26 protein-coding genes are annotated in these 24,381 nt (G+C 53.3%); 15 read left to right on the top strand and 11 right to left on the bottom strand.

Translation table 11 applies throughout. The features are described from left to right. The first annotated feature begins 16 nt into the window (after positions 1-16). From BG910_RS06365 to BG910_RS06325, 9 genes are all read left to right on the top strand, one after another. On the top strand, positions 17-667 hold the full coding sequence (locus tag BG910_RS06365) for an HAD-IA family hydrolase (protein ID WP_089036122.1): 651 nt from the start codon (positions 17-19) through the stop codon (positions 665-667). A gap of 366 nt (positions 668-1,033) precedes the next feature. Beyond that, positions 1,034-1,834 carry an ABC transporter ATP-binding protein gene (locus tag BG910_RS06360; protein ID WP_089036121.1) on the top strand — a complete coding sequence of 267 codons (801 nt, stop codon included), beginning with the start codon at positions 1,034-1,036 and terminating at the stop codon, positions 1,832-1,834. A gap of 337 nt (positions 1,835-2,171) precedes the next feature. Further along, positions 2,172-2,459 carry an RDD family protein gene (locus tag BG910_RS06355; RefSeq protein WP_089036120.1) on the top strand — a complete coding sequence of 96 codons (288 nt, stop codon included), beginning with the start codon at positions 2,172-2,174 and terminating at the stop codon, positions 2,457-2,459. Between the two features lie 103 nt (positions 2,460-2,562). Further along, on the top strand, positions 2,563-3,339 hold the full coding sequence (gene mlaE, locus BG910_RS06350; protein WP_089036119.1) for a lipid asymmetry maintenance ABC transporter permease subunit MlaE: 777 nt from the start codon (positions 2,563-2,565) through the stop codon (positions 3,337-3,339). Between the two features lie 5 nt (positions 3,340-3,344). Then, positions 3,345-3,857 carry an outer membrane lipid asymmetry maintenance protein MlaD gene (gene mlaD / locus BG910_RS06345; RefSeq protein ID WP_089036118.1) on the top strand — a complete coding sequence of 171 codons (513 nt, stop codon included), beginning with the start codon at positions 3,345-3,347 and terminating at the stop codon, positions 3,855-3,857. Positions 3,858-3,895: 38 nt separating this feature from the next. Then, a complete protein-coding gene (locus BG910_RS06340) occupies positions 3,896-4,492 on the top strand; it encodes an MlaC/ttg2D family ABC transporter substrate-binding protein (RefSeq protein WP_089036117.1) in 597 nt (198 codons plus the stop codon). 1 nt (position 4,493) lies between these two features. Then, complete coding sequence (locus BG910_RS06335; protein ID WP_089036116.1) at positions 4,494-4,772, top strand: STAS domain-containing protein; 279 nt, start codon at positions 4,494-4,496, stop codon at positions 4,770-4,772. After that, the gene (locus BG910_RS06330; protein WP_089036115.1) at positions 4,769-5,593 is read left to right on the top strand and encodes an MlaA family lipoprotein; all 825 of its coding nucleotides are present in this window, start codon (positions 4,769-4,771) and stop codon (positions 5,591-5,593) included. Before BG910_RS06335 ends, BG910_RS06330 begins: the two co-directional genes overlap by 4 nt. Positions 5,594-5,895: 302 nt before the next feature. Next, complete coding sequence (locus BG910_RS06325; protein WP_089036114.1) at positions 5,896-6,618, top strand: nitroreductase family protein; 723 nt, start codon at positions 5,896-5,898, stop codon at positions 6,616-6,618. A gap of 71 nt (positions 6,619-6,689) precedes the next feature. On the opposite strand, the gene BG910_RS06320 is transcribed toward BG910_RS06325, so the two are convergent. The 5 genes from BG910_RS06320 to ppk2 form a co-directional block, all read right to left on the bottom strand. Then, complete coding sequence (locus BG910_RS06320; protein ID WP_089036113.1) at positions 6,690-7,172, bottom strand: M23 family metallopeptidase; 483 nt, start codon at positions 7,170-7,172, stop codon at positions 6,690-6,692. A 163-nt stretch (positions 7,173-7,335) separates the two neighbouring features. Next, positions 7,336-8,247: an Hsp33 family molecular chaperone HslO gene (gene hslO / locus BG910_RS06315; RefSeq protein ID WP_089036112.1), complete on the bottom strand. Its 912-nt coding sequence runs from the start codon at positions 8,245-8,247 to the stop codon at positions 7,336-7,338. A 386-nt stretch (positions 8,248-8,633) separates the two neighbouring features. Beyond that, positions 8,634-8,861, bottom strand: coding sequence for a bacteriocin (locus tag BG910_RS06305; RefSeq protein WP_089036110.1), 228 nt, complete (start codon positions 8,859-8,861; stop codon positions 8,634-8,636). Between the two features lie 232 nt (positions 8,862-9,093). After that, complete coding sequence (locus BG910_RS06300; RefSeq protein WP_089036109.1) at positions 9,094-11,100, bottom strand: LTA synthase family protein; 2,007 nt, start codon at positions 11,098-11,100, stop codon at positions 9,094-9,096. Positions 11,101-11,297: 197 nt separating this feature from the next. Then, on the bottom strand, positions 11,298-12,221 hold the full coding sequence (gene ppk2 / locus BG910_RS06295; protein WP_089036108.1) for a polyphosphate kinase 2: 924 nt from the start codon (positions 12,219-12,221) through the stop codon (positions 11,298-11,300). Between the two features lie 143 nt (positions 12,222-12,364). Between ppk2 and BG910_RS06290 the strand changes: the two genes are divergently transcribed. Further along, positions 12,365-14,236, top strand: a complete 1,872-nt coding sequence (locus tag BG910_RS06290; protein ID WP_089036107.1) for a bifunctional chorismate-binding protein/class IV aminotransferase — start codon at positions 12,365-12,367, stop codon at positions 14,234-14,236. Between the two features lie 597 nt (positions 14,237-14,833). Here BG910_RS06290 and BG910_RS06285 read toward each other — a convergent pair. From BG910_RS06285 to BG910_RS06265, 5 genes are all read right to left on the bottom strand, one after another. Then, complete coding sequence (locus tag BG910_RS06285; protein ID WP_089036106.1) at positions 14,834-15,622, bottom strand: cytochrome c1; 789 nt, start codon at positions 15,620-15,622, stop codon at positions 14,834-14,836. Positions 15,623-15,636: 14 nt separating this feature from the next. Continuing rightward, complete coding sequence (locus BG910_RS06280) at positions 15,637-16,986, bottom strand: cytochrome b (protein ID WP_089036105.1); 1,350 nt, start codon at positions 16,984-16,986, stop codon at positions 15,637-15,639. Positions 16,987-17,005: 19 nt separating this feature from the next. Further along, positions 17,006-17,587: a ubiquinol-cytochrome c reductase iron-sulfur subunit gene (petA, locus tag BG910_RS06275; protein WP_089036104.1), complete on the bottom strand. Its 582-nt coding sequence runs from the start codon at positions 17,585-17,587 to the stop codon at positions 17,006-17,008. Positions 17,588-17,709: 122 nt separating this feature from the next. Further along, positions 17,710-18,459 carry a Nif3-like dinuclear metal center hexameric protein gene (locus BG910_RS06270; protein WP_089036103.1) on the bottom strand — a complete coding sequence of 250 codons (750 nt, stop codon included), beginning with the start codon at positions 18,457-18,459 and terminating at the stop codon, positions 17,710-17,712. A 159-nt stretch (positions 18,460-18,618) separates the two neighbouring features. Then, positions 18,619-19,521, bottom strand: coding sequence for a LysR family transcriptional regulator (locus BG910_RS06265; protein ID WP_089036102.1), 903 nt, complete (start codon positions 19,519-19,521; stop codon positions 18,619-18,621). 165 nt (positions 19,522-19,686) lie between these two features. Between BG910_RS06265 and BG910_RS06260 the strand changes: the two genes are divergently transcribed. Then, positions 19,687-20,622 (top strand): zinc-dependent alcohol dehydrogenase family protein, encoded by a 936-nt coding sequence (locus BG910_RS06260; RefSeq protein WP_232462263.1) that lies wholly within the window; start codon positions 19,687-19,689, stop codon positions 20,620-20,622. 51 nt (positions 20,623-20,673) lie between these two features. Here BG910_RS06260 and BG910_RS06255 read toward each other — a convergent pair whose 3' ends face one another. Then, positions 20,674-21,246: a TetR family transcriptional regulator gene (locus BG910_RS06255; RefSeq protein WP_089036100.1), complete on the bottom strand. Its 573-nt coding sequence runs from the start codon at positions 21,244-21,246 to the stop codon at positions 20,674-20,676. Between the two features lie 142 nt (positions 21,247-21,388). On the opposite strand from BG910_RS06255, the gene BG910_RS06250 reads away from it, so the two are divergent. The 4 genes from BG910_RS06250 (at position 21,389) to BG910_RS06235 (ending at position 24,287) form a co-directional block, all read left to right on the top strand. Continuing rightward, on the top strand, positions 21,389-22,081 hold the full coding sequence (locus BG910_RS06250) for a hypothetical protein (RefSeq protein WP_089036099.1): 693 nt from the start codon (positions 21,389-21,391) through the stop codon (positions 22,079-22,081). A 136-nt stretch (positions 22,082-22,217) separates the two neighbouring features. Further along, positions 22,218-22,598, top strand: coding sequence for a MarR family winged helix-turn-helix transcriptional regulator (locus BG910_RS06245; protein WP_198344760.1), 381 nt, complete (start codon positions 22,218-22,220; stop codon positions 22,596-22,598). 106 nt (positions 22,599-22,704) lie between these two features. Then, positions 22,705-23,166: a hypothetical protein gene (locus tag BG910_RS06240; protein WP_089036098.1), complete on the top strand. Its 462-nt coding sequence runs from the start codon at positions 22,705-22,707 to the stop codon at positions 23,164-23,166. 182 nt (positions 23,167-23,348) lie between these two features. Continuing rightward, on the top strand, positions 23,349-24,287 hold the full coding sequence (locus BG910_RS06235; protein ID WP_089036097.1) for a LysR family transcriptional regulator: 939 nt from the start codon (positions 23,349-23,351) through the stop codon (positions 24,285-24,287). Positions 24,288-24,381: the final 94 nt, after the last annotated feature.

Genomic DNA, 24,381 nt, shown 5'->3' with positions numbered 1-24,381 from the left:
ACATTAAATCAACTCCATGAAACCCAAACTCATCATCTTCGACTGGGACGGCACGCTCGCCGACACCACCAACCCCATTATCGCCACCTTCCGGCAAAGTTTCCGCGACTGCGGCTTGGAAGCGCCCGACGCCGAAAAAATCCGCTCCCTCATCGGCTACAACCTGCCGACCATCGTCCGCCACCTGATTCCCGACGCGGGCGAACACGTTCAGGAAGAAATCATCGAAGCCTATTCGGCGCACTACCTCAACCCGAACAACCGCAACATGAGACTGTTCGGCGACGCCGTTCCCTGCTTGGAAACCCTGAAATCGCAAGGTTACTGGCTCGCCGTTGCCACCGGAAAAGGCCGCACGGGTTTGGACAATGCTATCACCCAAACCGATACCGCCCGTTTCTGGACTGCCACTGCCTGCGCAAGCGAGCAGCCCTCCAAACCCGCGCCGGATATGGTTTTGAAGCTCTGCGACGAAACCGGCCTGATGCCGTCTGAAACCCTCGTCGTCGGCGACACAACCTATGATTTGGAAATGGCTGCCAATGCCGGTGCCCCCGCCGTCGCCGTGACCACCGGCGCCCACACCGCCGAACGCCTGCAAACCGCCCCGCAACTGGCGGTATTAAACAGCTTGAGCGAACTGCCGGATTTTCTGGCGGGGCTGTGATTAGTTTTTTTTCAGACGGCCTGAACGCTTGCAGACCGTCTGAAAACCCGTCCGCCGTTGCAATCACCCGACAGATAATTACATACGCTGCCGTATGTCCGCCACCCGCTTTGTTTGCACGCCTTAACACGCCGAATCAGCCCGAAAGGCCGTCTGAAAACCGCCCTACGGCAGAAATTTGCGACAAACGCATCTTTTCCTGCCCAAACATCATTTCCTTATCATCACAAAAACCGCCAAACCTTTCTCTTTTCACGCATTTTTACACTCAATCCACCGTTTGTGCCGTCTGAAAAATTGCCCACAATCCCGATAGGCTTTACAATCCGAGTAATTTAAATACAGTTTGCATCAAGCGCATCGCCCATGAACGCCGCCCCCTTTATCGAAATGAAAGACGTCGCCTTTGCCTACGGCGAACGCCCGATTCTGAACAACATCAATTTCAGCATCGCACAAGGCCATTTCGCCGCCGTTATGGGCGGTTCGGGCAGCGGCAAAACCACGCTGATGCGGCTGATTACCGGCCAGTTGCACCCCAACAGCGGCAAAGTCCTCATCGAAGGCCGTGATTTGACCGAATTTTCCGCTGCCGAACTCTACGAACACCGCCGCCGCATGGGCGTTTTGTTCCAACACGGCGCGCTGTTTACCGATTTGTCCGTGTTCGACAACCTCGCCTTCCCGATGCGCGAGCTGACCCGCCTGCCCGAAGCCGTCATCCGCGACTTGGTGCTGCTCAAGCTCAACGCCGTCGGCCTGCGCGGCGTCGAAAACCTGATGCCGTCCGAACTTTCAGGCGGCATGGCACGCCGCGTCGCCTTAGCGCGCACCATCGCGCTCGACCCCGAGCTGATGATTTACGACGAGCCGTTCACCGGCCTCGACCCGATCTCGCTGGGTGTCATCGCCCACCTCATCAGCCGCGTCAACAAAGCCCTGCGCTCGACCAGTATTATGGTGACGCACGACATCGAAAAATCGCTGCAAATCGTTGACCAAGTGATTTTTCTGGCACACGGCGAAATCATGTTCAGCGGCTCGCCCGAAGAAATGCGCCGCCTCGACTCGCCGTGGGTCAAACAGTTTGTACAGGGCGAAGCCGACGGACCCGTGGCGTTCCGCTATCCGTCGGAAACAACGTTGAAACAGGATTTGCTGGGGTAAATGCTGTTGACGGATCCTCATTCAGAGACAGTTTCTTCCATAGAAGAACAGGCCGTCTGAAAAACGGCAGCATAAAGAAAAACTTAAACTTTCAGACGGCCTCCGCCCGCACCGCCTGAAAATGCGGAGACAGGAGAACAATTATGTATGACCGAGGCGTACAACACCGAAGGCATACAAACCTTCAAACCCGTTGTCGGGGTATACGGACGGCGGCAGGCCGATCCGATCGAGCGTTGCTCGCCCTGCTGCTGGATGCGGCGCTTCTCGGAGTCGCCGTCTGGGGATTCCTGGAATAGGGAAAAGACAAAAACACAATATTCGGCATCATCGGCTTATGTATGCCGCCACTGGCTCTGCTCATCCAATGTTTCTTTATCATCAGATACAGACACAGTCGGTCGGCAAAGAAACCGTCGGCATACAGCCTGTCAACATACGCACAGGGCAGCCGGTATCCGCCGTCCGCTATTTTATGCGCATAGGATTGCCGTTCTTGGCCGGCTGGGCTTTCGGCTTCGGTTCCTATCTTTTTTTAAACTGCGTCCTGATACTGGCCGAAAGCAACAACCACCGGACACTGGATGACTTGCTGGCTGGTTCCGTCGTCGTCCGTGTAAAATAACCGTTACCAATATTGGATTTTCAAACGGCCGCAACGGTACAGGAAACCTTTCAAAATACACAGGCCGTCTGAAAACTAGAAAACCTTTTATTTATCGAACCGCATGAACTTTATCCGAACCGTCGGGGCGAACACCCTGAACTTCATCCAAGCCCTCGGCAGCGTGTTTCTGTTTTTATTGCAGATTCTCGCCAAGTCGGGCACGGCGTTCGGGCGTATCCGCCTGAGCATACGCCAAATATATTTTTCCGGCGTGATGTCGGTCTTGATTATCGCCGTATCCGGCCTGTTTGTCGGCATGGTATTGGGTTTGCAGGGTTATACCCAGTTGGCCAAGTTTAAATCGGCGGATATTTTGGGCTATATGGTGGCGGCGTCGCTGCTGCGCGAATTGGGGCCGGTGTTGGCGGCGATTCTGTTTGCCTCCAGCGCGGGCGGGGCGGTGACCAGCGAAATCGGTTTGATGAAAACCACCGAACAGCTTGAGGCGATGAACGTGATGGCGGTCGATCCGGTTGCCCGCGTGGTTGCGCCGCGCTTTTGGGCGGGTGTGTTTTCTATGCCGCTTTTGGCCTCGATTTTCAATGTGGCGGGCATTTACGGCGGCTATCTGGTCGGTGTGCAGTGGCTGGGTTTGGATTCGGGCATTTATTGGTCGCAGATGCAGAACAACATCACTTTAAGCTACGACATCATCAACGGCCTGATTAAATCAGCCTGTTTCGGGGTGGCGGTTACGCTGATTGCGGTGCATCAGGGTTTCCACTGCGTCCCGACTTCCGAGGGAATTTTACGCGCCAGCACGCGCACGGTGGTGTCTTCCGCCCTGACCATTCTGGCAATCGATTTTGTTTTAACCGCATGGATGTTTACCGAGTAAGAATCATGAAAAGAAGCGTTTTGGAACTTTGGGTCGGCCTGTTTGTCTTATTGGGTGCAGTCGCAATCGGCTTTCTGGCCTTCCGCGTAGCGGGCGGCAGCAGCTCGCTGAGTGCCGACAAAACCTACACCGTCTATGCCGATTTCAGCGACATCGGCGGTTTGAAAACCAATGCGCCGGTAAAATCGGCAGGCGTTTTGGTCGGGCGCGTGGCCTCTATCCAGCTTGACCCGAAAAGTTATCAGGCCAAAGTAGCCATCAACCTCGACAGCCGTTACCAGTTCAGCAGCGACGTTTCCGCGCAAATCCTGACTTCCGGCCTGTTGGGCGAACAATACATCGGCCTGATGCAGGGCGGCGATACGGAAAATCTGGCCGCCGGCGACACCATTTCCGTCACCAGCTCTGCAATGGTGCTGGAAAACCTGATCGGCAAATTCATGACCAGTTTTGCCGAGAAAAACGCAGGCAGCAGCAAATCGGAAGACAACCCTGCAGCTGCCTCCGCTACCGAATAATTTCCCTCAACCCCTTGTTTTGATACAGAAAGAAAATAATGAAAAAATCCCCTGTCCTCAGCGCATTGTGCATCGGCCTGCTCAGCATCAACCTGGCAGTTGCTTCGCCTGCGGATGCTGTCAGCCAAATCCGTCAAAACTCCGTCCAAGTATTGAACATCCTGAAAAGCGGTGATGCCGACTCTGCCCGCCGCAAAGCAGAAGCCTACGCGCTGCCTTACTTCGACTTCCAACGCATGACCGCGCTGGCCGTCGGCAATCCGTGGCGCACCGCCTCCGCCGCGCAAAAACAGGCGTTGACCAAAGAATTCCAATCCATGCTGATCCGCACCTACTCCGGCACCATGATGAAATTCCGTAATGCCAAAGTGAATATCAAAGACAACCCCGTGGTCAACCGCGGCGGCAAAGAAATCATCGTCCGCGCCGAAGTGAGCAATTCGGGCGAAAAACCGGTCAACATGGATTTCACCACCTATAAAAGCGGCAACAAATACCGCGTTTACAACGTCGCCGTCGAAGGCGCGAGCCTGGTAACCGTGTACCGCAACCAATTCGGCGAAACCGTCCGGGCCAAAGGCATCGACGGCCTCATCGCCGAGCTGAAAACCAAAAACGGCGGCACCGGCAAATAACATGAATTCAGAAATACGCAACGGCGTACTGCACATCGGCGGCGAGGTAACGGTTAAAACCGTGACCAACGCCGCTTTCGGGCAGTTTGAACAGCAATGCCGTCTGAAAGACATTTCCGCGCTTGATTTCAGCGCTGTCAGCCGCGCCGATTCTGCCTGCGTTTCGCTGCTCTTGAGCGCGCTGCGTCTGAAAAACGCCGCTGTCGAGCTGCGCCATGTGCCTGAATCCGTGCGCGCGCTGGCAGAACTTTACGAAATCAAAGACTGGGTTACGCCATGAAAAAAACCGCCGCTCCCCTGCTCTTCATCATGCTCGCCGCCGCCCACCCCGCATTGGCCGAGCGCAATCCCGCCGACCCGCTTGAAGGCTACAACCGCGCTGCCTTCAAATTCAACGACACTGCCGACCGCTACGTCATGGCGCCCGTCGCCCGCGGTTACCGCAAAATCACGCCCAAACCCGTCCGTACCGGCGTGAGCAATTTTTTCAATAATCTGCGCGACGTCGTCAGCTTCGGCAGCAATGTTTTGCGTCTGGACGCCAAGCGCGCCAGCGAAGATTTGGTGCGCGTCGGCATCAACACCACCTTCGGCCTTGGCGGCCTGATTGACGTTGCCGGCGCCGGCGGCGTGCCTAACAATAAAAACAGCCTCGGTGACACTTTCGCTTCATGGGGTTGGAAAAACAGCAGCTACTTCGTCGTTCCCCTGCTCGGCCCCTCCACCGTCCGCGACTCGCTCGGCAACGCCGTTACCACCGTGTATCCCGTCAAAAGCGCGGTTTTCAAAACACCTGCGGGCCGCTGGAGCACCACCGGACTGAATGCCGTCAACACCCGTGAAGGAATGCTCGACCTGACCGACAGCCTCGACGCTGCCGCCATCGACAAATACAGCTACACCCGCGACCTGTTTATGCGTGTGCGCAGCAAACAAACCGGCGGCAACCTGCCGCAAAGTCCTGACGAAAACATCGACATTGACGAATTGGTCGAAAGCGGCGGCAGCGCAGCCGACAGCCAAACCGCCGCCCCCGCAACAGCGGACACTGCCCGGCCTTACGACACAGGCCGTCCGTCTGATTGGGTTGCAGTTCACTAACCCGTCAGGCCGTCTGAAAACCGGCGTCGGTGAAACAGGTCAAATCCACTGTTTCACCGGCGTGTTTTTTCAGACGGCCTGAGACTTTTGCAAAAAACAAATCAAACCTGAAAATGCGTGGATGTCATTCCCGCGCAGGCGGGAATCCGGAAGACAAAACCAACGCGACTGTTTGTTTTAAAAATATTACCCAACCCCAGCTACTGGATTCCCGCCTGCGCGGGAATGACGTATTTAGTGTTTCAAACGGCCTTCAAGTGCTATTTGGGGTTTTGGCCCCCTCCCTTTTAAGGAACACTGTCATGACCTTAAACGGCCTCCTGCACCGCCGCCGTTCCGTGCGCCATTTCGACGAAAACGCCGGCATCTCTGCCGATACCGTGCGCGAATGTCTGCAACTGGCGCCATCGAGCTCGAATATGCAGCTTTACGAGTTTTACCACATCACCGACACCGCGCTGCTGGCGCGGCTGTCCGAAGCCTGCCTCAGCCAAAATTCCGCCAAAACCGCGCGGCAGATGGTAGTGTTCGTTACCCGTCAGGATTTGCACAAACAGCGTGCCGCCGCGCTGTTGGAATTGGAACGCGAAAACACCCGCCGCAACTCACCGTCGGAAAAACAGGCCAAGTATCTGAAAAACTGGGAAAATTATTACGGCAAACTCCTGCCCTTCCTTTATGCCCGCTACTGCGGTCTGTTCACGCCGCTGCGCAAACTGGTTGCCTACGCGTTGCGGCTGAAACGGCCCATGATGACGTATGTGGGCGAGGGCGATATGCGCGTGGCGGTGCACAAGAGCTGTGCGCTGGCGGCGCAGACGTTTATGCTGGCAATGGCGGAAAAGGGTTACGACACCTGCCCGCTGGAAGGGCTGGATCCCGGCTTGGTGAAAAAAATCCTTAACCTGCCGCGCGGTGCGGAAATTAACATGATTGCGGCCTGCGGCATCCGCCGCGCAGACGGCAAAGGGATTTGGGGCGAACGCGTGCGCCTGCCGTTTGAAAACGTTTACCGCAGACTTTAAAACAGCTTGGAAAAATCAAACGGCCGTCTGAAAATTCAGACGGCCTTTTGATTTTTTACAGATTTCAATCCCTAATCATTTATCAAAAGCGGATACGGATTAACCGCGCCTTTGGGCGTATAAATCCCGTAATGCAGATGCGGCGGCGTGCCTTTGGCGTTGCCGCTGTCGCCGACATAGCCGATGACCTCGCCGCGTTTGACCCATTGGAAACGGCGGACATCGGCGTATTTTTCCAAATGCGCGTAGTAATGCACGACGCGGCCGGCACTCCAGATGCTGACGGTTTTGCCGCCCAACCGGTTTTCGCCGACTTTGAGGACGACGCCCGAAGTGGTGCTGCGCACGGGCGTGCCGCGTTTGGCGAAAATATCCACGCCCTGATGCCTGCGCCCGCCGATGCGCACGCCGTTCCATGTATCGGCAAAACGCTGGCCGGGCACGGGATTGGGCAGGCTGTGCGGCTCAGGCATGGGGTAAAAACAGAAAATGCCCGTGGCGGCGGTAATAAGTGCGGCGAGGGTCAGGAAAATGGTGGGCAGCGGTTTGGGCATAATGGGTTTGTCGAAGCCGTCTGAAAGGGTTTTGGGTTTTCAGACGGCCTGATGCGTTAAAAGAAATGAAGACCGGATGTAAGGCCGTCTGAAATGCTGAATCCGCATTCCGGCAAACCGGCCAAGCAAAAGCGGGCAGGGTGCCCGCTTGGTTTCAAACCGTTTACTGAACGCGCTGCGCTTCTTCCCGCACGGCGTTGACAACATCTGCACCGAAGAGCGCGTTGACGTCGGTTTCGTCGAAAACGTATTTGGCGTGGCAGAAGTCGCAGTCCACGGCGATGCTGCCCTGTTCGGCCACGACGCCGCCGACTTCTTCGCCGCCGAGCATCAGAAGCATATCGCTGACTTTGCCGCGCGAGCAGGTGCAGGCGAATTCGATGGTTTCGGGTTCGAACACGCGCGGCGGGGTTTCGTGGAACAGACGGTAGAGGATGTGTTGGGCGTCAAGGGCGGTCAGCTCGCCGGCGGTAACGGTTTGCGCGAGCGTGCTGACGTGTTCCCATGCGTCGGCGTCCAGCGTTTCTTCGGGCAGTCGCTGCACCAAGAGGCCGCCGCAGGCTTGGTCGTCGGCGGAGAGGACGATGTGGGTATCGAGCTGTTCAGAGCGTTTCATGTAATTTATCAGCATCTGCGCGATGCTGCCGCCTTCCAGCGGAACGACGCCCTGCCACGGGTCGGCGTCTTTGGGCTGGAGGGTGAGCACGAAAACGCTGTTGTCGCCCAAAAGCGCAGCGAGGCTTTCGTCGTCGCCGAGGGCGGCGTCTTCGTTCCAGCGGGCGGTGGCGCGGACGGTCTGTTCGGACGTGGCTTCGACCACGAGCATTTTCAGACGGCCTTGACCTTGCACCTGCACGATTAGGGTGCCGTCGATTTTGAGGTTGCTCGACAGCAATGCACCGGCGGCCAGAAGTTCGCCCAATGCGCGGCGGATGGCGGCGGGGTAGTGTTTTTGGCCGACGATGTGCTGCCAGACGTTTTCCAAACGGACATGCAGCCCGCGCACGGGCATGTTGTCGAAAATAAAACGGGTGCGGCAGTCGGCCGGCGCGACGGCGGGTTGGAGCGGGGTCATATTGTTCTCTGATAGAAATTGGATTGCCTGCTATATGGTTGCGGGGCGGGATATATCAAGGCCGTCTGAAACCCCGCTTCTGCCGTTTATATAACGAATGCCGTCTGAAAATTTTTTCAGACGGCATCCATCCCATCAAACCGGTCATTCTTTAATTTTTATTTTTGCGTTTCTTTTCCAGATAGGCAGCGGTTATCGAAATGATCAGGACAGCGATACCGTCCAAAACATATTGGTTATACGGCAATTTCAATAAAGGATAAACAAACCAGTGCAGAAAACAGAAAATGACACTGGAGATAAAAAACATTTTAAAAAAAATTTTCGTTTCTTCCTTCATCTGTTTCTCCGATACGGGCAGGGCAGGCAGCCCTGCCCGATCTCATTTAAAAATCACCGTTAAAAGAAAACCGGTTCTCCAACGTTGACGGGGATTTTTTAAAATCACTGACCATTTTCGCGTTAGTACTGGTGTAATGGTCAATCACAGCCTGCTTGAAAGGATTATAGAATACATCTGTGATAGCTGCACCGACCATCGTACCTCCTACGAATGTTCCAAAGCCACCGCCACCACTAACCGTTTGCAGTTCTTTTACTGTTAAATTTTTCATAATAATCTCCTGAAATTAGGGTTTCAAAAATAAAAAGAATGCGCTATGAACCGAATCATGATTCTTAGCGATTCTGTCTTTATGACCCCCGTTAAAGTTTGTTTGTTTTGTTTAATATATTAAAACCATTGTCACTATGAATATTCCATAACTCTAAGATATGGAAGCTAAAAGTTAATTTTCTAAGGCCAACACTAGAAGAGGCCGTCTGAAACATTCAGACGGCCTCTTCTTATTTCTTCACCCCGCTGACCATTTTCCGAATCTGCCAATCCAGAAAATCTCCGTACACCTCGGCGCGGCTGATGACGGATTTTGAGGCTTCGTCGGGCGCGGCGGCTTCGGCGGAAAGCGTTTCGGCGTTGGTCCAGCGGTAGAATTTTTTATCGGCCAAACCGTAAAAACCGCCCTCGGTCAGCAGCACTTCGCGGTTGTAACCCCAGCCGCACCACATTCCCTGCGGCTTAGGCTCGGTGAGGTTGCAGCCGTTTTGGTAATACGGTTTGCCGGGCAGACTCAGTCCGTAAAGGGTGGGCAGGATGTCTTTGTGCGAACCGGCGCGCTCGGGGTGGTATTCGGCGCGGGCGTGGTATTCGGGCGGAACGTACAGGTAAAACGGCACGGCATGGCCGAGGGCGTTTTCCTGCGGTTTCGGATAACCGATGGCGCGCATATTGTGGTCGCCCGTGGCGGCGATAATGGTGTGCGGGGCGCGTTGTTTGACATCGCCGACAAAGGCGCCGAGTTGGTCGTTGGCGTAGCGGAAGGTGTTGAAAATCTCGTTCAGCTCCGTGCCCTGCGCCAGCGCGGCAAAACGCTGTTTCTCGGTGGCAGTGAGTTTGAAGTCGCGCGGCTGATGCGGCGGCGGCAGGCGGTAAGGCGGGTGGTTGGTGATCGACATCATCATGACAAACACGGGTTTACCGCTTTTTTCCGCCGCTTCGAGTTTTTCGGCGGCGTAGCGGAACATAAACTCGTCGGGCACGCCCCAAGTGGCGGATTTTGCTTCGGGATAACGCGCTTTCAGGGTGTTTTCATCGGCCACTTCGTGCACGCCCAAATGGCGCAGAAAGCTGTCGAAATCGCGCCAACCGCCGTTGCCCGAAGTGATATAGACGACCTGATAGCCCGCGTCGAGATAGGGGCGGAACATATTGCTCGGGAAGTTTTTGCACTTCGCCGCCGACTGGCTGAGGTTCAAAATCGGGCTGCGCACGAAAAAGCGGTGCAGCGAATCGCTGGTGCCGTCACCTTCGGAAACGAATTTGGTATAGAGCCAGTCTTGGTCGAAATGGGTTTTCAGACGGCCTAACAGATCGCGTTCGGGATTGTCGGACTGCAAAAGATGGCTGCCCATACTTTCCATAACCGCCAGCGCCACATTCGGCCGTTTTGCCGGAACTGCGGCGTTTTCAGACGGCCCGGCGCGGTAAAACTGCGCCAAATCGGCCGATTCGGCTTTTTTGCCCGACAGGCGGCTGATGAGCGCGAGGCCGTCTGAATCGGAAACGGGCGTGAGGCCGCTGCTGTTTTGACGTTCTTTGCGCGCCCAATCCAGCGCCGTCGGCGCATTGGCGACCAAACCGTTTAATTTGGGCGAAGCGGAAATCTGCGCTGCCGACTGGCGCAGCGGGAATTTGCCGACCGAGCCGCGGATGCCGACGGCCAGCGCCAAAACGGCCAATACACCCGCGCACACCGCCTGTTTGCGCGACGGTGTTTCGGGCAGGCAAAGCGTTCTCAGCCATGCAAACAGCCGCGCAAAAATCCAAGCCGACACCAGCACCGCCGCAACGCCGCGCAACACGGGATAATCGTGCCACATCGTTGCCAACACCGCCCTTGTGTCTTCTTCCGCCAAGCCGAACACGAAAACGTCAAACTGCCGTTCATATGTTTTGAAATAGTAAACATTGCCCAACGTCAGCGCCGCGAGCACAGCCGCAAGCGCAGCCAGCAATCCCGCATGAATGCGGTCGAACAGCCGCGCGCTCCGCTCCGAAACCAAGCTCGACAGCCCGAGCAAAACGGGCAGCGCGGTCAATATCGACGCGGTTTTCGCGTCAAACTGCAAGCCTTTCAGAAACAGCGCGGCGACATCTTGGCGGTAAGACTGCTTGACCGTTTCGTCCACAAACCAAGCATACAGCGCCAGCCGCCCCGCCGACTGAACGGCAACTGCCAGCAGCCAAAACCCCGGCCACTGCCGCAGCCAGCCGTTAAACCGTTTTGTTTTCATCGTTTTCCGCCGTTTTCCGTCGTTTGGGAAGGTTATTAAAGACGGAAATTATACGCAGAATGACGGTGCGGAGAAAGGCAGAGGCCGTCTGAAAAGCGCGCCAAGCGCCGTGAACACGGGGTTTGTGCAAAACGTTCATGTTGAAAGGCCGTCTGAAAAATTTGTTTTCAGACGGCCTTTCAACCCATCAAACGGAATCAGTCGTGTCCCATATCGACGTTTCTGTCTTGATGGCGGGTATTCGGCGACAACACGATTTTGTTGTCCACTTTGCCGATGGCGCTCCGGTCTTTATCCGGATAATCCAGGCTGTGCAGGAAGTGGCGGATACAGTTGAGGCGGGCGCGTTTTTTGTCGTCGGAACGGATAATCGTCCAAGGCGCGTCGCCGGTGTGGGTGTGGAAGAACATCGCGTCTTTGGCTTCGGTGTAGTCGTCCCAGCGGTCGAGCGATTGGATATCGACGGGCGAGAGTTTCCAGTGTTTCAGCGGATCGTCGCGGCGGGAAATAAAGCGGCGCAGCTGTTCTTCGCGGCTGACGGAAAACCAGAATTTAAAAAGGTGTGTGCCGTCGGCCACCAGCATCCGTTCAAACTCGGGGGTTTGGCGCATGAAAAGCATATATTCGTTGGGTTCGCAGAAGCCCATCACGTGCTCGACGCCGGCGCGGTTGTACCATGAGCGGTCGAAAAAGACGATTTCGCCGGCGGTCGGCAGGTTTTGGATGTAGCGTTGGAAATACCATTGGCCGCGCTCGGTTGAGGTGGGTTTTTCCAGCGCGACGACGCGGGCACCGCGCGGGTTGAGGTGTTCCATATAACGCTTGATGGTGCCGCCCTTACCTGCGGCGTCACGGCCTTCAAACAGGCAGACGATGCGCTGGCCGGTTTCTTTCACCCAGCTTTGTACTTTCAATAATTCGATTTGCAGCTTTTTCTTTTCGCTTTCATACACACCGCGGCGCATACGGTTTTTGTAGGGGTAGCTTTCCGGCAGCGGGGCGGAATTGGAATCTTCGGGTGTGCCTTTGCCTTCGTGTTCCAATACGGCTTTTTCAAACACTTCCAGCTTGCTGGCGCCGGTTTCGATTTGTTCGAACGGTTGCAGTTGGCGGTCGGTCATGTTTGCTCCTTATGAATGAAGTGGATTGGAAAAACGGATAAAATCTGCTTCTGCCCTTATTCTACTCCCGTTTCGGCAGATAGGACTACGCAAAATTACACGCCCTGCTGCCGTCTGAAAACTTTTGTAAACACCCGACCGCCATGCCATTTTTCGCCCTGTTTGACGATGCCGTTTCCAACCGCGCCGTGCTCTATTCCCGCCACATTTCCGCCCGTTTCCTGCGCGCCGACCAACTCGACTCGCTCGACGCGCTGCTTGCCGAAGGCTGGCGGCAGGGGCAGCACGCCGTGATTTTTGCCGATTACGAGTTCGGCCTGCCGCTGGTCAAACTGCCGTCTGAAAACAGCGGCCTGCTGGCGCTGCATTGGTTTGCCGAATGCGAAAATGTTAACGCGCCAAGCTGGCTTGCCGAACATTCAGACAGCCTTCCCGCCGGCGTTTCCACGCCCGAAAGCGACGTTTCCGAACGCAATTATTCAAACGCAATCAACGGGATACACAACGCCATCCGACGCGGCGACACTTATCAAATCAACTACACCACCCGCCTGCATTTCCAAGCCTACGGCAGCCCGGTTACGCTCTACCGCCGCCTGCGCCAGCCTGTTCCCTACGGCGTACTCGCCTGTCTGCCCGATTCAGACGGCCTCGAAACGTGGACACTCTGCCATTCGCCCGAACTGTTTCTCAACATTTCTTCAGACGGCCTCATCACCACCGAACCGATGAAAGGCACCGCACCCTGCCTCGACGACGGACACGACGCCGAACGTGCCGCCGCGCTGAAAAACGACCCGAAAAACCGTGCCGAAAACGTGATGATTGTGGACTTACTGCGCAACGATTTGGGCAAAATCGCGCAAACGGGCAAAGTCGCCGTTCCCGCGCCGTTTGAAGTTTCCCGCTTCGGCAGCGTCTGGCAGATGACCAGCCGCATCGAAGCGCAGGCCGTGCCGAATCTGCGCGCCGCCGACATTTTCCGCGCCGCCTTCCCCTGCGGCTCGATTACCGGCGCGCCCAAACGCAAAAGCATGGAAATCATCAACCGCCTCGAAACCGCACCGCGCGGGCTTTATACGGGCAGCATCGGGTTTCTCAAACCGAACCGGCCGCAGAGCGAAGTCGAAGCGCTTGCCCTGAGCGGCGATAAAAATTCAGACGGCCTCAACCCGCCCAAAGCCCGCGCCGAATCAGGCTTAGGCTTTGAAGGCGTGTTCAACGTCGCCATCCGCACGCTTACGCTTAAATCTGTTTCAGACAGCCTCTATCAAGGCGTTTACGGCGTCGGTTCGGGCATCGTTATCGACAGCGATCCGCAAAGCGAATACCAAGAATGCGGCTGGAAAGCCCGCTTCCTGACCTCGCTCGCCCCCGAATTTGCCGTGTTTGAAACCATTCGCGTCGAGCAAAACCAATGCGCGCTCTTTGACGCACACACAGGCCGTCTGAAAAACGCCGCCCGCGCCCTCAACCTCGCCTTGCCCACTGATTTCAAACAACAAATCCTCAGCCATATCCGCCAAATGCCCGCCGTCCCATGCCGTCTGAAAACCACCCTCTCTTCAGACGGCCTCAGCTTCGCCCACGCCGAAATCCGCGCGCTGCAAGGTGTTCAGCGTATTATTCTGTCTCCCGCCGCCCTGCCCCGCCGCGACTACCTGCGCCGCTTCAAAACCACCCGCCGCGCCGCGTTTGACGCCGCATGGCAGACCGCCGAACGGCAGGGAGCGTTTGACGCCCTACTTTTCAATTCAGACGGCCTGCTGCTCGAAGGCGGCCGCAGCAACGTGTTCATTAAAATCAACAGCATCTGGCACACGCCCGCAACGGATTTGGACATCCTCAACGGCGTCATGCGCCAAGCCGTGCTGGCCGACCCGCAGAAATATTTGGGTGCGGATCAGGTGTTGGAAAGTGAAATCACGCGCGAGATGCTTGAAAAAGCAGAGAAAATTTGTTTGAGTAATGCGTTGAGAGGGGTGTTTGAGGTGGTATTGGACAGGGTGGGTTAGGATTTTTCAGACGGACTGACTATTTGAGACCGTCTGAAAATTCAGCCGCGATTTGACCGCAGGTTGGAATTTAAACGCTGGAAATTTCGGCAAACGGTTTTTTGTTTTTCAGGCAAGCGGTGGGTAGGGATACCCACCCTGCGGCGATTGCCTGCTAAGCAGTGAATCCAGCCCCCTCTCCCTAATCCTCCCCCGCCCCGCAGAAGAGGGAACGCATTTGCGATGCCATAAATATTTCAGGCGGCCTGAGACCGTTAGTTTTAGACCTTTGCAAAAATCAAAAACATCCGCCTAAAGGCCGTCTGAAACAGTTAACCTCTCAACCGCCGTCATTCCCGCGCAGTCGGGAATGATCCGTGAAAATTTCAGACAGCATTTTTGATTTTTACAACGATCTCGGCTTGCGGATTATTCCCTGACGATAACCGGACTTTCGTCTGCCGGCAGGAATGGTTTACCTGATGTCGAAATGCCGTCTGAAATAGTTGTTTCAGACGGCATTTTACTTTTTGGAGAGATTTCTAACGCCCAACCCTCTAGGTTCGATAAATACAAAAGGCAAACCCGAAACGGATTTGCCTTTTTTTGAATGAAGCCTTAGTGGACGTCTTTCCAGAATTCTTTTTTCAGGAAGTAGGCCAGCGGCAGCATCACGGCCAGCAGAAAGATCATCACCAGATAACCGATGCGGTGGCGTTGCTGTTGTGCGGGTTCGCCCATGTACACCAAGTAATTAACCAAGTCGCGGACATAGGCGTCGTACTCTTTGGTAATGACTTTGCCGTCTTTCAGGCGGCGGGTTTGCAGGCCGGTTGATTCCCAGTAGAGCTTGGGCTCTTTTACGCCGTGTTCGTTGGTAACCCAAACCGGCTGGCCTTTGGCATCCAGCTCGACGGTACGGATACCTTGCTGCTGGGCCAGCGGGTGCGGCATACCGACTTTGTCGAAGGCGGTGTTGTTCCAACCGTTCGGACGGGTCGGATCTTTATAGAAGCCGCGCATATAGGCATACAGGTAATCTGCGCCGCGCGAACGGGCAATCAGGGTCAAATCGGGCGGTGCGGCACCAAACCATTTTTGCGCGTCTTTCGGATTCATGGCCGCAACCATCACGTCGCCGACGTTGTCGGTGGTAAACATCAGGTTTTTCTTGATTTCGTCTTCAGTCAAACCGATGTCTTGCAGACGGTTGAAGCGCATACCCGCAGCCGAGTGGCAGGACAGGCAGTAGTTGGTAAAAATCTGCGCACCGCGTTGCAGGCTGACCTGATCGCGCAGGTCGATATCGACTTTTTCATATTCCGCATGACCGCCGGCGGCGACTGCTGCGCTCATGGGTGCTGCCAACAGCAGGGCAGCAAACCAGTTTTTCAGAGTTTGTTTCATTTTCGCTGCCCTCGTCAGATTAAGGTTGCAAACAGGTAGGCACCGACGGCGGTCATGCCGACATACACGAAGAACATGATTTTCTGTTTCGTGGTGCTCATGGTGACACGTTCAGGTACCGGCAGGTTTTTGTCCAGCTTGGTATAGAACGGCATACCCAAGAAGAATGCAAAGTAAACGACAGACAGAATGCGCGCGACAATCGTGCGGGCATCGGTGGCAACGAGTGCGCCCAAAATACCCAGTCCGATGAAGGAAATGATAAACAAAACAACGGCGGTTTTGAAAATCGGGCCGCGATAGCGGATGGATTTCACTTCGCCTTTATCGAGCCACGGCAACAGCGCAATCAGTACAACCGCCGCGCCCATGCCGATGACGCCCCAAACCTGTGTACCCAGGAATGACGGAATCGCACGCAAAATGGCGTAGAACGGGGTAAAGTACCATACCGGCGCGATGTGCGCGGGGGTTTTCAGCGGGTTGGCCGCATCGAAGTTCGGCGCTTCCAAGAAATAGCCGCCGCCTTCGGGCGCGAAGAACATCACGGCGCAGAAGACAATCAGGAATACCACGACGCCCAAAATGTCTTTCACGGTGTAATAGGGGTGGAACGGAATGCCGTCAAGCGGGATGCCGTTTTCGTCTTTGAGCTTTTTGATTTCCACGCCGTCGGGGTTGTTTGAGCCGACTTCGTGCAGGGCGATGATGTGCGCCACGACCAAACCGATCAACACCAGCGGCACGGCGATAACGTGCAACGCGAAGAAGCGGTTTAAGGTAACGTCGGAAACGTTGAAGTCGCCGCGGATCCAAGTCGATAAATCAGGGCCGATGACGGGAATTGCGGAGAACAGGTTGATAATCACCTGCGCGCCCCAGAACGACATCTGACCCCACGGCAGCAGGTAGCCCATAAAGGCTTCCGCCATCAGCGCGAGGAAAATCAGCGAGCCGAATACCCACACCAATTCGCGCGGTTTTTTGTACGAGCCGTACACCAAGCCGCGGAACATATGCAGATAGACGACGATAAAGAAGAATGATGCGCCGGTCGAGTGCATATAGCGGATAATCCAACCGCCCGACACGTCGCGCATGATATATTCCACCGCAGTAAAGGCCGCAGGCAGATGGTAGGCATTGAGATTGCCGTCGGGTTTGTAGTTCATTGTCAGGAAGATGCCGCTGACAATCTGAATCACCAGCACCAAAAGCGCCAGCGAGCCGAAGTAATACCAGAAGTTGAAGTTTTTCGGCGCGTAGTACTCGCTTAAGTGCTCTTTCCACATTTTAGTCAGGGGGAAACGGGCGTCCACCCAGCCTAACAATGCCTTTGCTTTGTCATTGGTTTGGTTTGCCATAGTTCTAGTTCCTTATTTTTTAGTCTTCGCCAACCAAAACAGTCGTATCGCTCAGATATTTGTAGGGCGGAACAACCAGATTGGTCGGGGCAGGAACACCTTTGTACACACGGCCGGCGAGGTCGAATTTCGAGCCGTGGCAGGGGCAGAAGAAGCCGCCTTTCCAATCTGCACCCAAATCTGCGGGCGCGATGTCGGGGCGGTAGGTCGGGGAACAGCCCAAGTGGGTACAGATACCGATGCCCACAAAAATGTTCGGTTTAATCGAACGGGTTGCATTTTTCGCATATTCTGGCTGCTGCTCGACTTCCGATTTCGGGTCTGCCAAAGAGCCATCCAGCGATTTCATGTCTTTGAGCTGCTGCTCTGTGCGGTTGATAATCCAAATAGGCTTGCCCTGCCATTCGGCAGTCAGCATTTGGCCTGCTTCGATTTTGCTGACGTCGACTTCGACGGCAGCGCCTGCGGCTTTGGCTTTTTCCGACGGAAAGAAGCTCGCCACAAACGGCGTTGCCACGCCTAAAGCCGCCACACCGCCCGCGCCGCAGGTAGCAAGCGTCAGGAAACGGCGGCGGCCGTTGTTGATTTCTTGATTATCCATCATTCAGTCGTCCTAAAATTTTGGGAATACCGAGCCATTAAACACTGTAATTCTACCTAGTTTGCACGGATACTCAAAGTATTATTTAAATTAAGGTAAAGTTTTTGTGATATTTTTTGGTTTCAAACCGGATTTGGTTCGTCAAAATAACACTCTGTTACACCAAAATGCTTAGACACGGCTTCTCCCAAAGCCTGAATCCCGTAGCGTTCTGTAGCATGATGCCCTGCCCCGATAAATGCCGTTGCCGTTTCGTTTGCCAGATGATATTGCGACTCGGAAATCTCGCCGGTTACATACGCATCAACACCGGCATCGATTGCCGTCTGAAAAAATCCCTGCGCACCGCCGCTGCACCAGGCAATGCGTTTAATTTCCTTATTTTCTCTTCCGATAACATCCGGCTCACGCTGCAATACTTCTGCGATTTTCCTGCCCAACTGCGCCAGCGTCAGCGGCGTTTTCAGACGGCCTACACTGATTAAATCCTGCTCGCCGCACAAATACTCCAACTCCCAGTCCAGCAGTTTCGCCAATTGCGCGTTATTGCCCAACTGCGCATGTCCGTCCAAGGGCAGATGGTAACCGGCCATATTGATTTGGTGTTGTAACAGCGTTGCAATGCGCTCCTTCTTCCAGCCGGTAATCGTCAGCGGTTCACTCTTCCAAAACATACCGTGATGCACCAGCAGCATGTCCGCCCCCTCTTTCACGGCAAAATCAATTGCCGCCTTACTTGCCGTTACCGAGGTAACAATTTTATTGATTTCTTCTTTACCTTCAACCTGCAAACCGTTCGGCGCGTAATCTTTATAAAGATGCGGTTGCAGCGTCTGGGCGCACCAATCCAAAACTTCCTGACGTGTTGCCATCTGTACCCTTCCTCAATCCATTACAAAACGGCTATTGTAATCTGAAAACCGTGCAACATGGCACGATACAGATGTTTCGGCCGAATATCACGATAAAACGGTATGACTGCAGCCCTACTAAAAAATGCCGTCTGAAAATTTTCAGACGGCATCCCTTTATCAGCTCTGCAACCGCGCAAACAAAAATTCTGCCAACACATTAATCTTCATCATCTGCCGATTATTCGGCGTGTACACCAAATAAATCCCATCACTTTCTGCCGTGTCAGACGGCGCGATGTGCCAATCAGCAAAAATTTCTACCAATCTGCCCGACTGCAAATGCCTTGCCACCAACCAATCGGGCAAATGCGTGATGCCCAGTCCGTCCAAACACGCTTGCAGCAGCATTTCGGCGTTGTTGCCCGACAAATTGCCTTTTGCCCAAATATTTTGCGTACGATTGCCTTGTTTAAAATACCATTTTGCCGCCAAACCGCGAAAAGTAAACGGCAAACAATTATGCGCGGCTAAATCTTGCGGCTGGCGCGGCGTGCCGTGTTGCGCCAAATAAGCAGGACTTGCCACCAACAATCGCCGTTGCGGTGCGATTTTTTTGGCAATCAAACGCTCATCGCTGACTTGTCCCAAACGAATCGCCAAATCAATCGGCTGGCTGAATAAATCCACAAAATCATCACTACTGATAAGTTCCAATTCAATTTTGGGATATTGTCGGGCGAAATCGGCAAGCAAAGGCGCAAGTTTGCTGATGCCGTAAGTGCTGGGAAACGTCAGGCGCAATTTTCCTTTCGGCTCTAATACATCATCTTTAATTTGTTGATTTACTTGTAATAAATCGTCCAGAATCGGCTTGGTTTGTTTTTGATAACGAATGCCTGCGCCTGTGAGCGACAATTTGCGGGTGGAACGGTTGAACAAGGCAATGCCAAGCGATTGTTCTAAATTGTCCATTTGGCGCGTTACCGATGACACGGCAACGCCTAATTGTTTGGCGGTGGCGGTGAAATTACCCGTTTCGCACACGGAATGAAAAACGTGTAAGGCGGAAAAATAGTCCATGATTACCCTTGCGTTTTACGCAAAACTGATTTGATTTTTTGCCATATTATCATTTTTACGCAAAACTGTATAATGTCCACATCGCAATTCATTCAAAGAAAGAAATTTAAAAATGTCTAAAAAATCCAATTTAATCAAACAGGTGCGCCTGATGTTTTGCAAATCGTGGACGTAACCGTTTCTGCGCCCAAAGCCAATGAAGTACAAATTCAAATGCAAGCCTTGGGCTTAAACCGCGCAGAAATGATGTACCGTGAAGGGGCGTATGTGATTGAGCCTGTATTCCCTGCGACAATGGGTTACGAAGGGGCTGGCGTGGTTACGGCGGTGGGCGAAAATGTGCGTGAGTTCAAGGCTGGCGATAAAGTGAGCGTGATTCCGTCATTTATGTTCACCGAATACGGCACTTACGGCGAAATCGTGAATATGCCTGTTCACGCCGTGGTCAAACACCCTGAAAATCTGACGATGGAACAAGCGACGGCAAGCTGGATGATGTTTGTAACCGCATACGGCGGCTTGATTGAGTTCGGAAACGTGCAGGCAGGCGATTTTGTAGTGCTGAATGCGGCGACCAGCTCGGTGGGCTTGGCGGCAATTCAAATCGCCAAAATGCAAGGCGCGACCGTGATTGCGCTTTCTCGCACGCACGCCAAAGGCGATGTGTTGCTGGAAAAAGGCGCGGATTTTGTGGTGACAACGCAAGAAGATGATATTACAGCGAAATTATTGGAAATTTCAGGCGGAAAAGGCGTGAATTTGGTGTTCGACCCTGTGGGCGGCAAAGAAGCGGCGAAAATCATCAATGCAATGGCGCAAGACGGGCGTTACATCATTTACGGTGCATTAAGCTACGATGACATCGCCGTGCCAGTGTTCCCGATTTTGGGCAAACACTTAGCCGTGCGCGGCTACGAACTATTTGAAATCACCACCGTGCCTGAAAAATTGGCACAAGCGAAACAATTTGTGTTTGATGGCTTGGCAAGTGGTCAGTTAAAACCTGAAATCGACAAAATTTTTGCCTTTGATGAAATGGTGCAAGCGCATGAATATATGGCGAGCAATGCACAAATGGGGAAAATTTTAGTGAAAATTTAATAAGATATAAGAAAAACACCGTTTTTTTAGCAAAACGGTGTTTTTCTGTTTTCAGGCAGCCTGAACATCAGCTACATCAATCATTTCACGCCAAATGGTTGATAACTGCGCCACAGGCAAAGGTAAATCGCGCTCAAAATAATAGCGCACCGAAGTCAGCGCGAGTGTGGCGTACAATTCGGCTTGGTAACCCGCATTATCTGATTGATATTGCGGATTTTTTTGTTGCATTTGCTGCCAAAATCCCTGTTTTATCAAGGCGAACATATCAGCATACAGATGATGGCGTTTGCTCTCAATTTTCCATAATGCCAACAATAGCTTACGTTGTGAAAACAACTCGGGCGCGAGTTGCAGCAGCGTACTCAAATCGGCATGACCGCTAAACCGTTGGCGCACCAAATCGGCGTATTGGCGTTTGAAATCGGCAATCATCGCGCCCGCCAACGCGCTTTTGCCCGAATAATATTTGTAAAACGTATTGCGGTTAATCAGGGCGCGGTTAAGAATTTCTTGTACTGTGATGTTTTCATAGGGTTTTTCGTGTAATAAATCCACCAAAGCGGCGCGAATATCACGATGACTTTTGATAATGCGGCGGTCGGTTGTTTTTTCAGGCAGCATAATGTTTTCCTTTTAATCAGCCTAGTAATCATACAAATTTTAAAATTTATCCTATTATTAGGCAAGTTTTAGATATTTTAACCGTTTCAGGCTGTCTGAAAATTTTATAGACTACACGCATTGATGAAACAGGAGATTATTGATGTATTTCGGACATTTTGCGGTGGCGGCGGCGTTGAAAGCGCATAAACCTGATGTACCTGCGCTGCCTTTGTTTATCGGCGCGGGCGTGATTGATATTGTGAACGGGCTGATGATTGTCGGCGGCGCGGACACGGTGCGTGGCAATGTGAATACGCTGCCGTATTTGTATTTTGATTTGGTGTTTATTGATTGGGATCATTCGCTGCTGATGGCGGCGGTGTGGTCGGGTTTGTTTGCGTGGCTGTGTTATTTTTTCTATCAAAACAATAAGGTAGCATGGTTTGCGTTTTTATGTTCCATGTTGCATTGGTGCGCTGATGTGCCTGTGCATAATCAGGATTTGGCGTTGTATCCGTATTCGGACATTAAATTTGGCTGGGGCTGGTGGGCGAAATATGGCGAATGGTCGTGGCTGATCGAAGTGGGATTTATGGCAGTGCTGTTGGCGTATGCGTGGATAAAATCAAAAGCACAACACCTTGATTTAAAATGGCAAGTGGTGTTTTTGTCGCTGACGGCAGTCAATATGTCGCCGTGGTTGTCGCCGATGAAGCATGTGGCGCAATTATCCGAACCTGCGGCGCATTTGTTGCATGGTTTTTTGGTAACGATTGGTTATGTGATTCCGCCGTTGATTTTGGTGTGGTTTTATGCGCGAAATCGCAAAGATGTGAAGTGGTGGCAGGCGTAAATTTCAGGTAGCCTGAAATTTACAATTTATTGTCAAAAATGGTAAACTAATTTCTTTTTTATACGAGATGCTTACCATGAAACCAGACGAAGCCGTTACCTAAATCACACTCAATATTTTCCGCTTAAACGGCGTTTTGCACGAATGGGGCAACCAATTCACCCAACCTTTGGGTTTGAATACCGCCCGTTGGCAAGTGTTGGGTGCGATTGCGCTAGCAGAGACTGCGCCGAATATTCCGCAAATTGCCGAAAAAATGGGCATTACCCGACAAGGTGCGTTAAAACAAGTCAATGTTCTGATTGAAGAAAAACTGATTACCACGCTGCCCAATCCTGCGCACAAACGCTCACCCTTGTACGCCTTAACCGAACGCGGACAAGCCGAATTTACCCATATTCAAACACAATGGCAGCAACACGCACAAAAAGTCGCCGCCCAATTTCACCCCGATGATTTGGCTGCAACGGTGCGCGTTTTGTCTCAACTTAATTTACATTACAAAACAAATGGTTGATTTTTTGGTACGTGTTCATTTTGAAAACTTATTTTCTTTTTATTAACAACCAGTTTACTAATAAAGTAAAATGGTTTCATATTTTACAGGCACGGAGTATTGAAAGATGAACCGCACCACTTTACGCAAAATCCACGCTATCGCCGCCGTAATGGCGTTTTGCTGTATCGCTTTGTTTTGGAGCAGCACCTTAATCAGCGAATTATTTTTGTCGCTGGCTGCTGTCGTCAAAGTGAAGCAACTAATTGTTTATACAATGATTTTATTTATTCCCAGCATGGCAATTATGGGCGCGACAGGCATGAAAATGGGTGGCAAAAGCACGTTTGCGCCGATTGCCGCCAAACGCAAACGTATGCCTGTTATCGCCATGAACGGTTTACTGATTTTGTTGCCGGCCGCGTTTTTCTTGAACAGCAAGGCGCAGGCAGAGGCGTTTGACAGTGTATTTTATACTGTGCAAGTAATTGAATTATTGGCAGGTTTGGTTAATTTATCGCTGATGGGTTTGAGTATGCGTGATGGTTTTGCGATTCGGCGCGGCAAAAAGCGTGATGATTTAATTTAATGCTTAGAAATCGTTGCATTTTTACGATTTCACCGGCGAAAGTGTGGACTATGCCGGCTAAACTCACAGTCAGGATAGTGAACACCGATTCTTACCATCAGCCCGATTCATACCGCTTGATAAACTTCATGAACCATTTTACTATCCGCACATGACCAACCTTTTGGAATGCCGTCTGAAAAATGGATTCGATTATCGAACTGCGCCACCTCAAAACCCTGCTGGCGCTGGAAGAAACCGGCAGCGTCTCCCTCGCCGCCAAACGCGTTTTCCTCACCCAATCCGCCCTCTCCCACCAAATCCGCGCCCTCGAAAACTACTACGAAACCCCGCTGTTTGAGCGCAAATCCAACCCCCTGCGCTTCACCCCCACCGGCGAACGCCTCCTCCAGCTTGCCCGCGACCTCCTCCCCCAAGTCGCCACCGCCGAACGCGACCTCGCCCAGATCATCGAAGGCGAAGCCGGCGAACTGCGCCTCGCCGTCGAATGCCACACCTGTTTCGACTGGCTCATGCCCGCCATGGGCGAATTCCGCCCGCTCTGGCCGCAAGTCGAACTCGACATCGTCTCCGGCTTCCACGCCGACCCCGTCGGCCTCCTGCTGCAACACCGCGCCGACATCGCCATCGTCTCCGAAGCCGAAGCCCAAGCCGGCATCAGCTACTTTCCCCTGTTTTCCTACGAAATGGTCGGCATCTGCGCCAAAGACCACCTTCTCGCCGCCAAACCCGTCTGGCAGGCCGAAGACTTCACCGACGAAACCCTCATCACCTACCCCGTTCCCGACGATATGCTCGACCTGATTAAAAAAGTCCTGCGACCGCGCGGCATCAATCCCCCGCGCCGCCACAGCGAGCTGACCATCGCCATCATCCAGCTCGTCGCCAGCCGCCGCGGTATCGCCGCCCTGCCCTACTGGACAGTCATGCCCTACCTCGAAAAAGACTACGTCATCTCCCGCCCGATTACTTCAGACGGCCTGCGCAGCGAACTCTACGCCGCCATGCGCAGCGAAGACCAAAACAAAAGCTACCTCGACAACTTCTGCCAAATCGTGCGCGACCGCAGTTTCGCCGACTTGAAAGGCTTGAGCGTTTTAGAGATGAAACAGGCCGTCTGAAAACCGGATACTGAGCGTAGCCGAAATTTTCAGACGGCCTTTCCCCTCCCTCATCCAAAGTTAACAATCGCAAACCGCCGCGTTTCGGAGTAGA

This window comes from Neisseria chenwenguii, assembly GCF_002216145.1.
Classification (GTDB): Bacteria; Pseudomonadota; Gammaproteobacteria; order Burkholderiales; family Neisseriaceae; genus Neisseria; species Neisseria chenwenguii.
The sequence above is the reverse complement of the archived record's forward strand: the minus strand, read 5'-3'. Positions and strand labels throughout refer to the sequence as shown.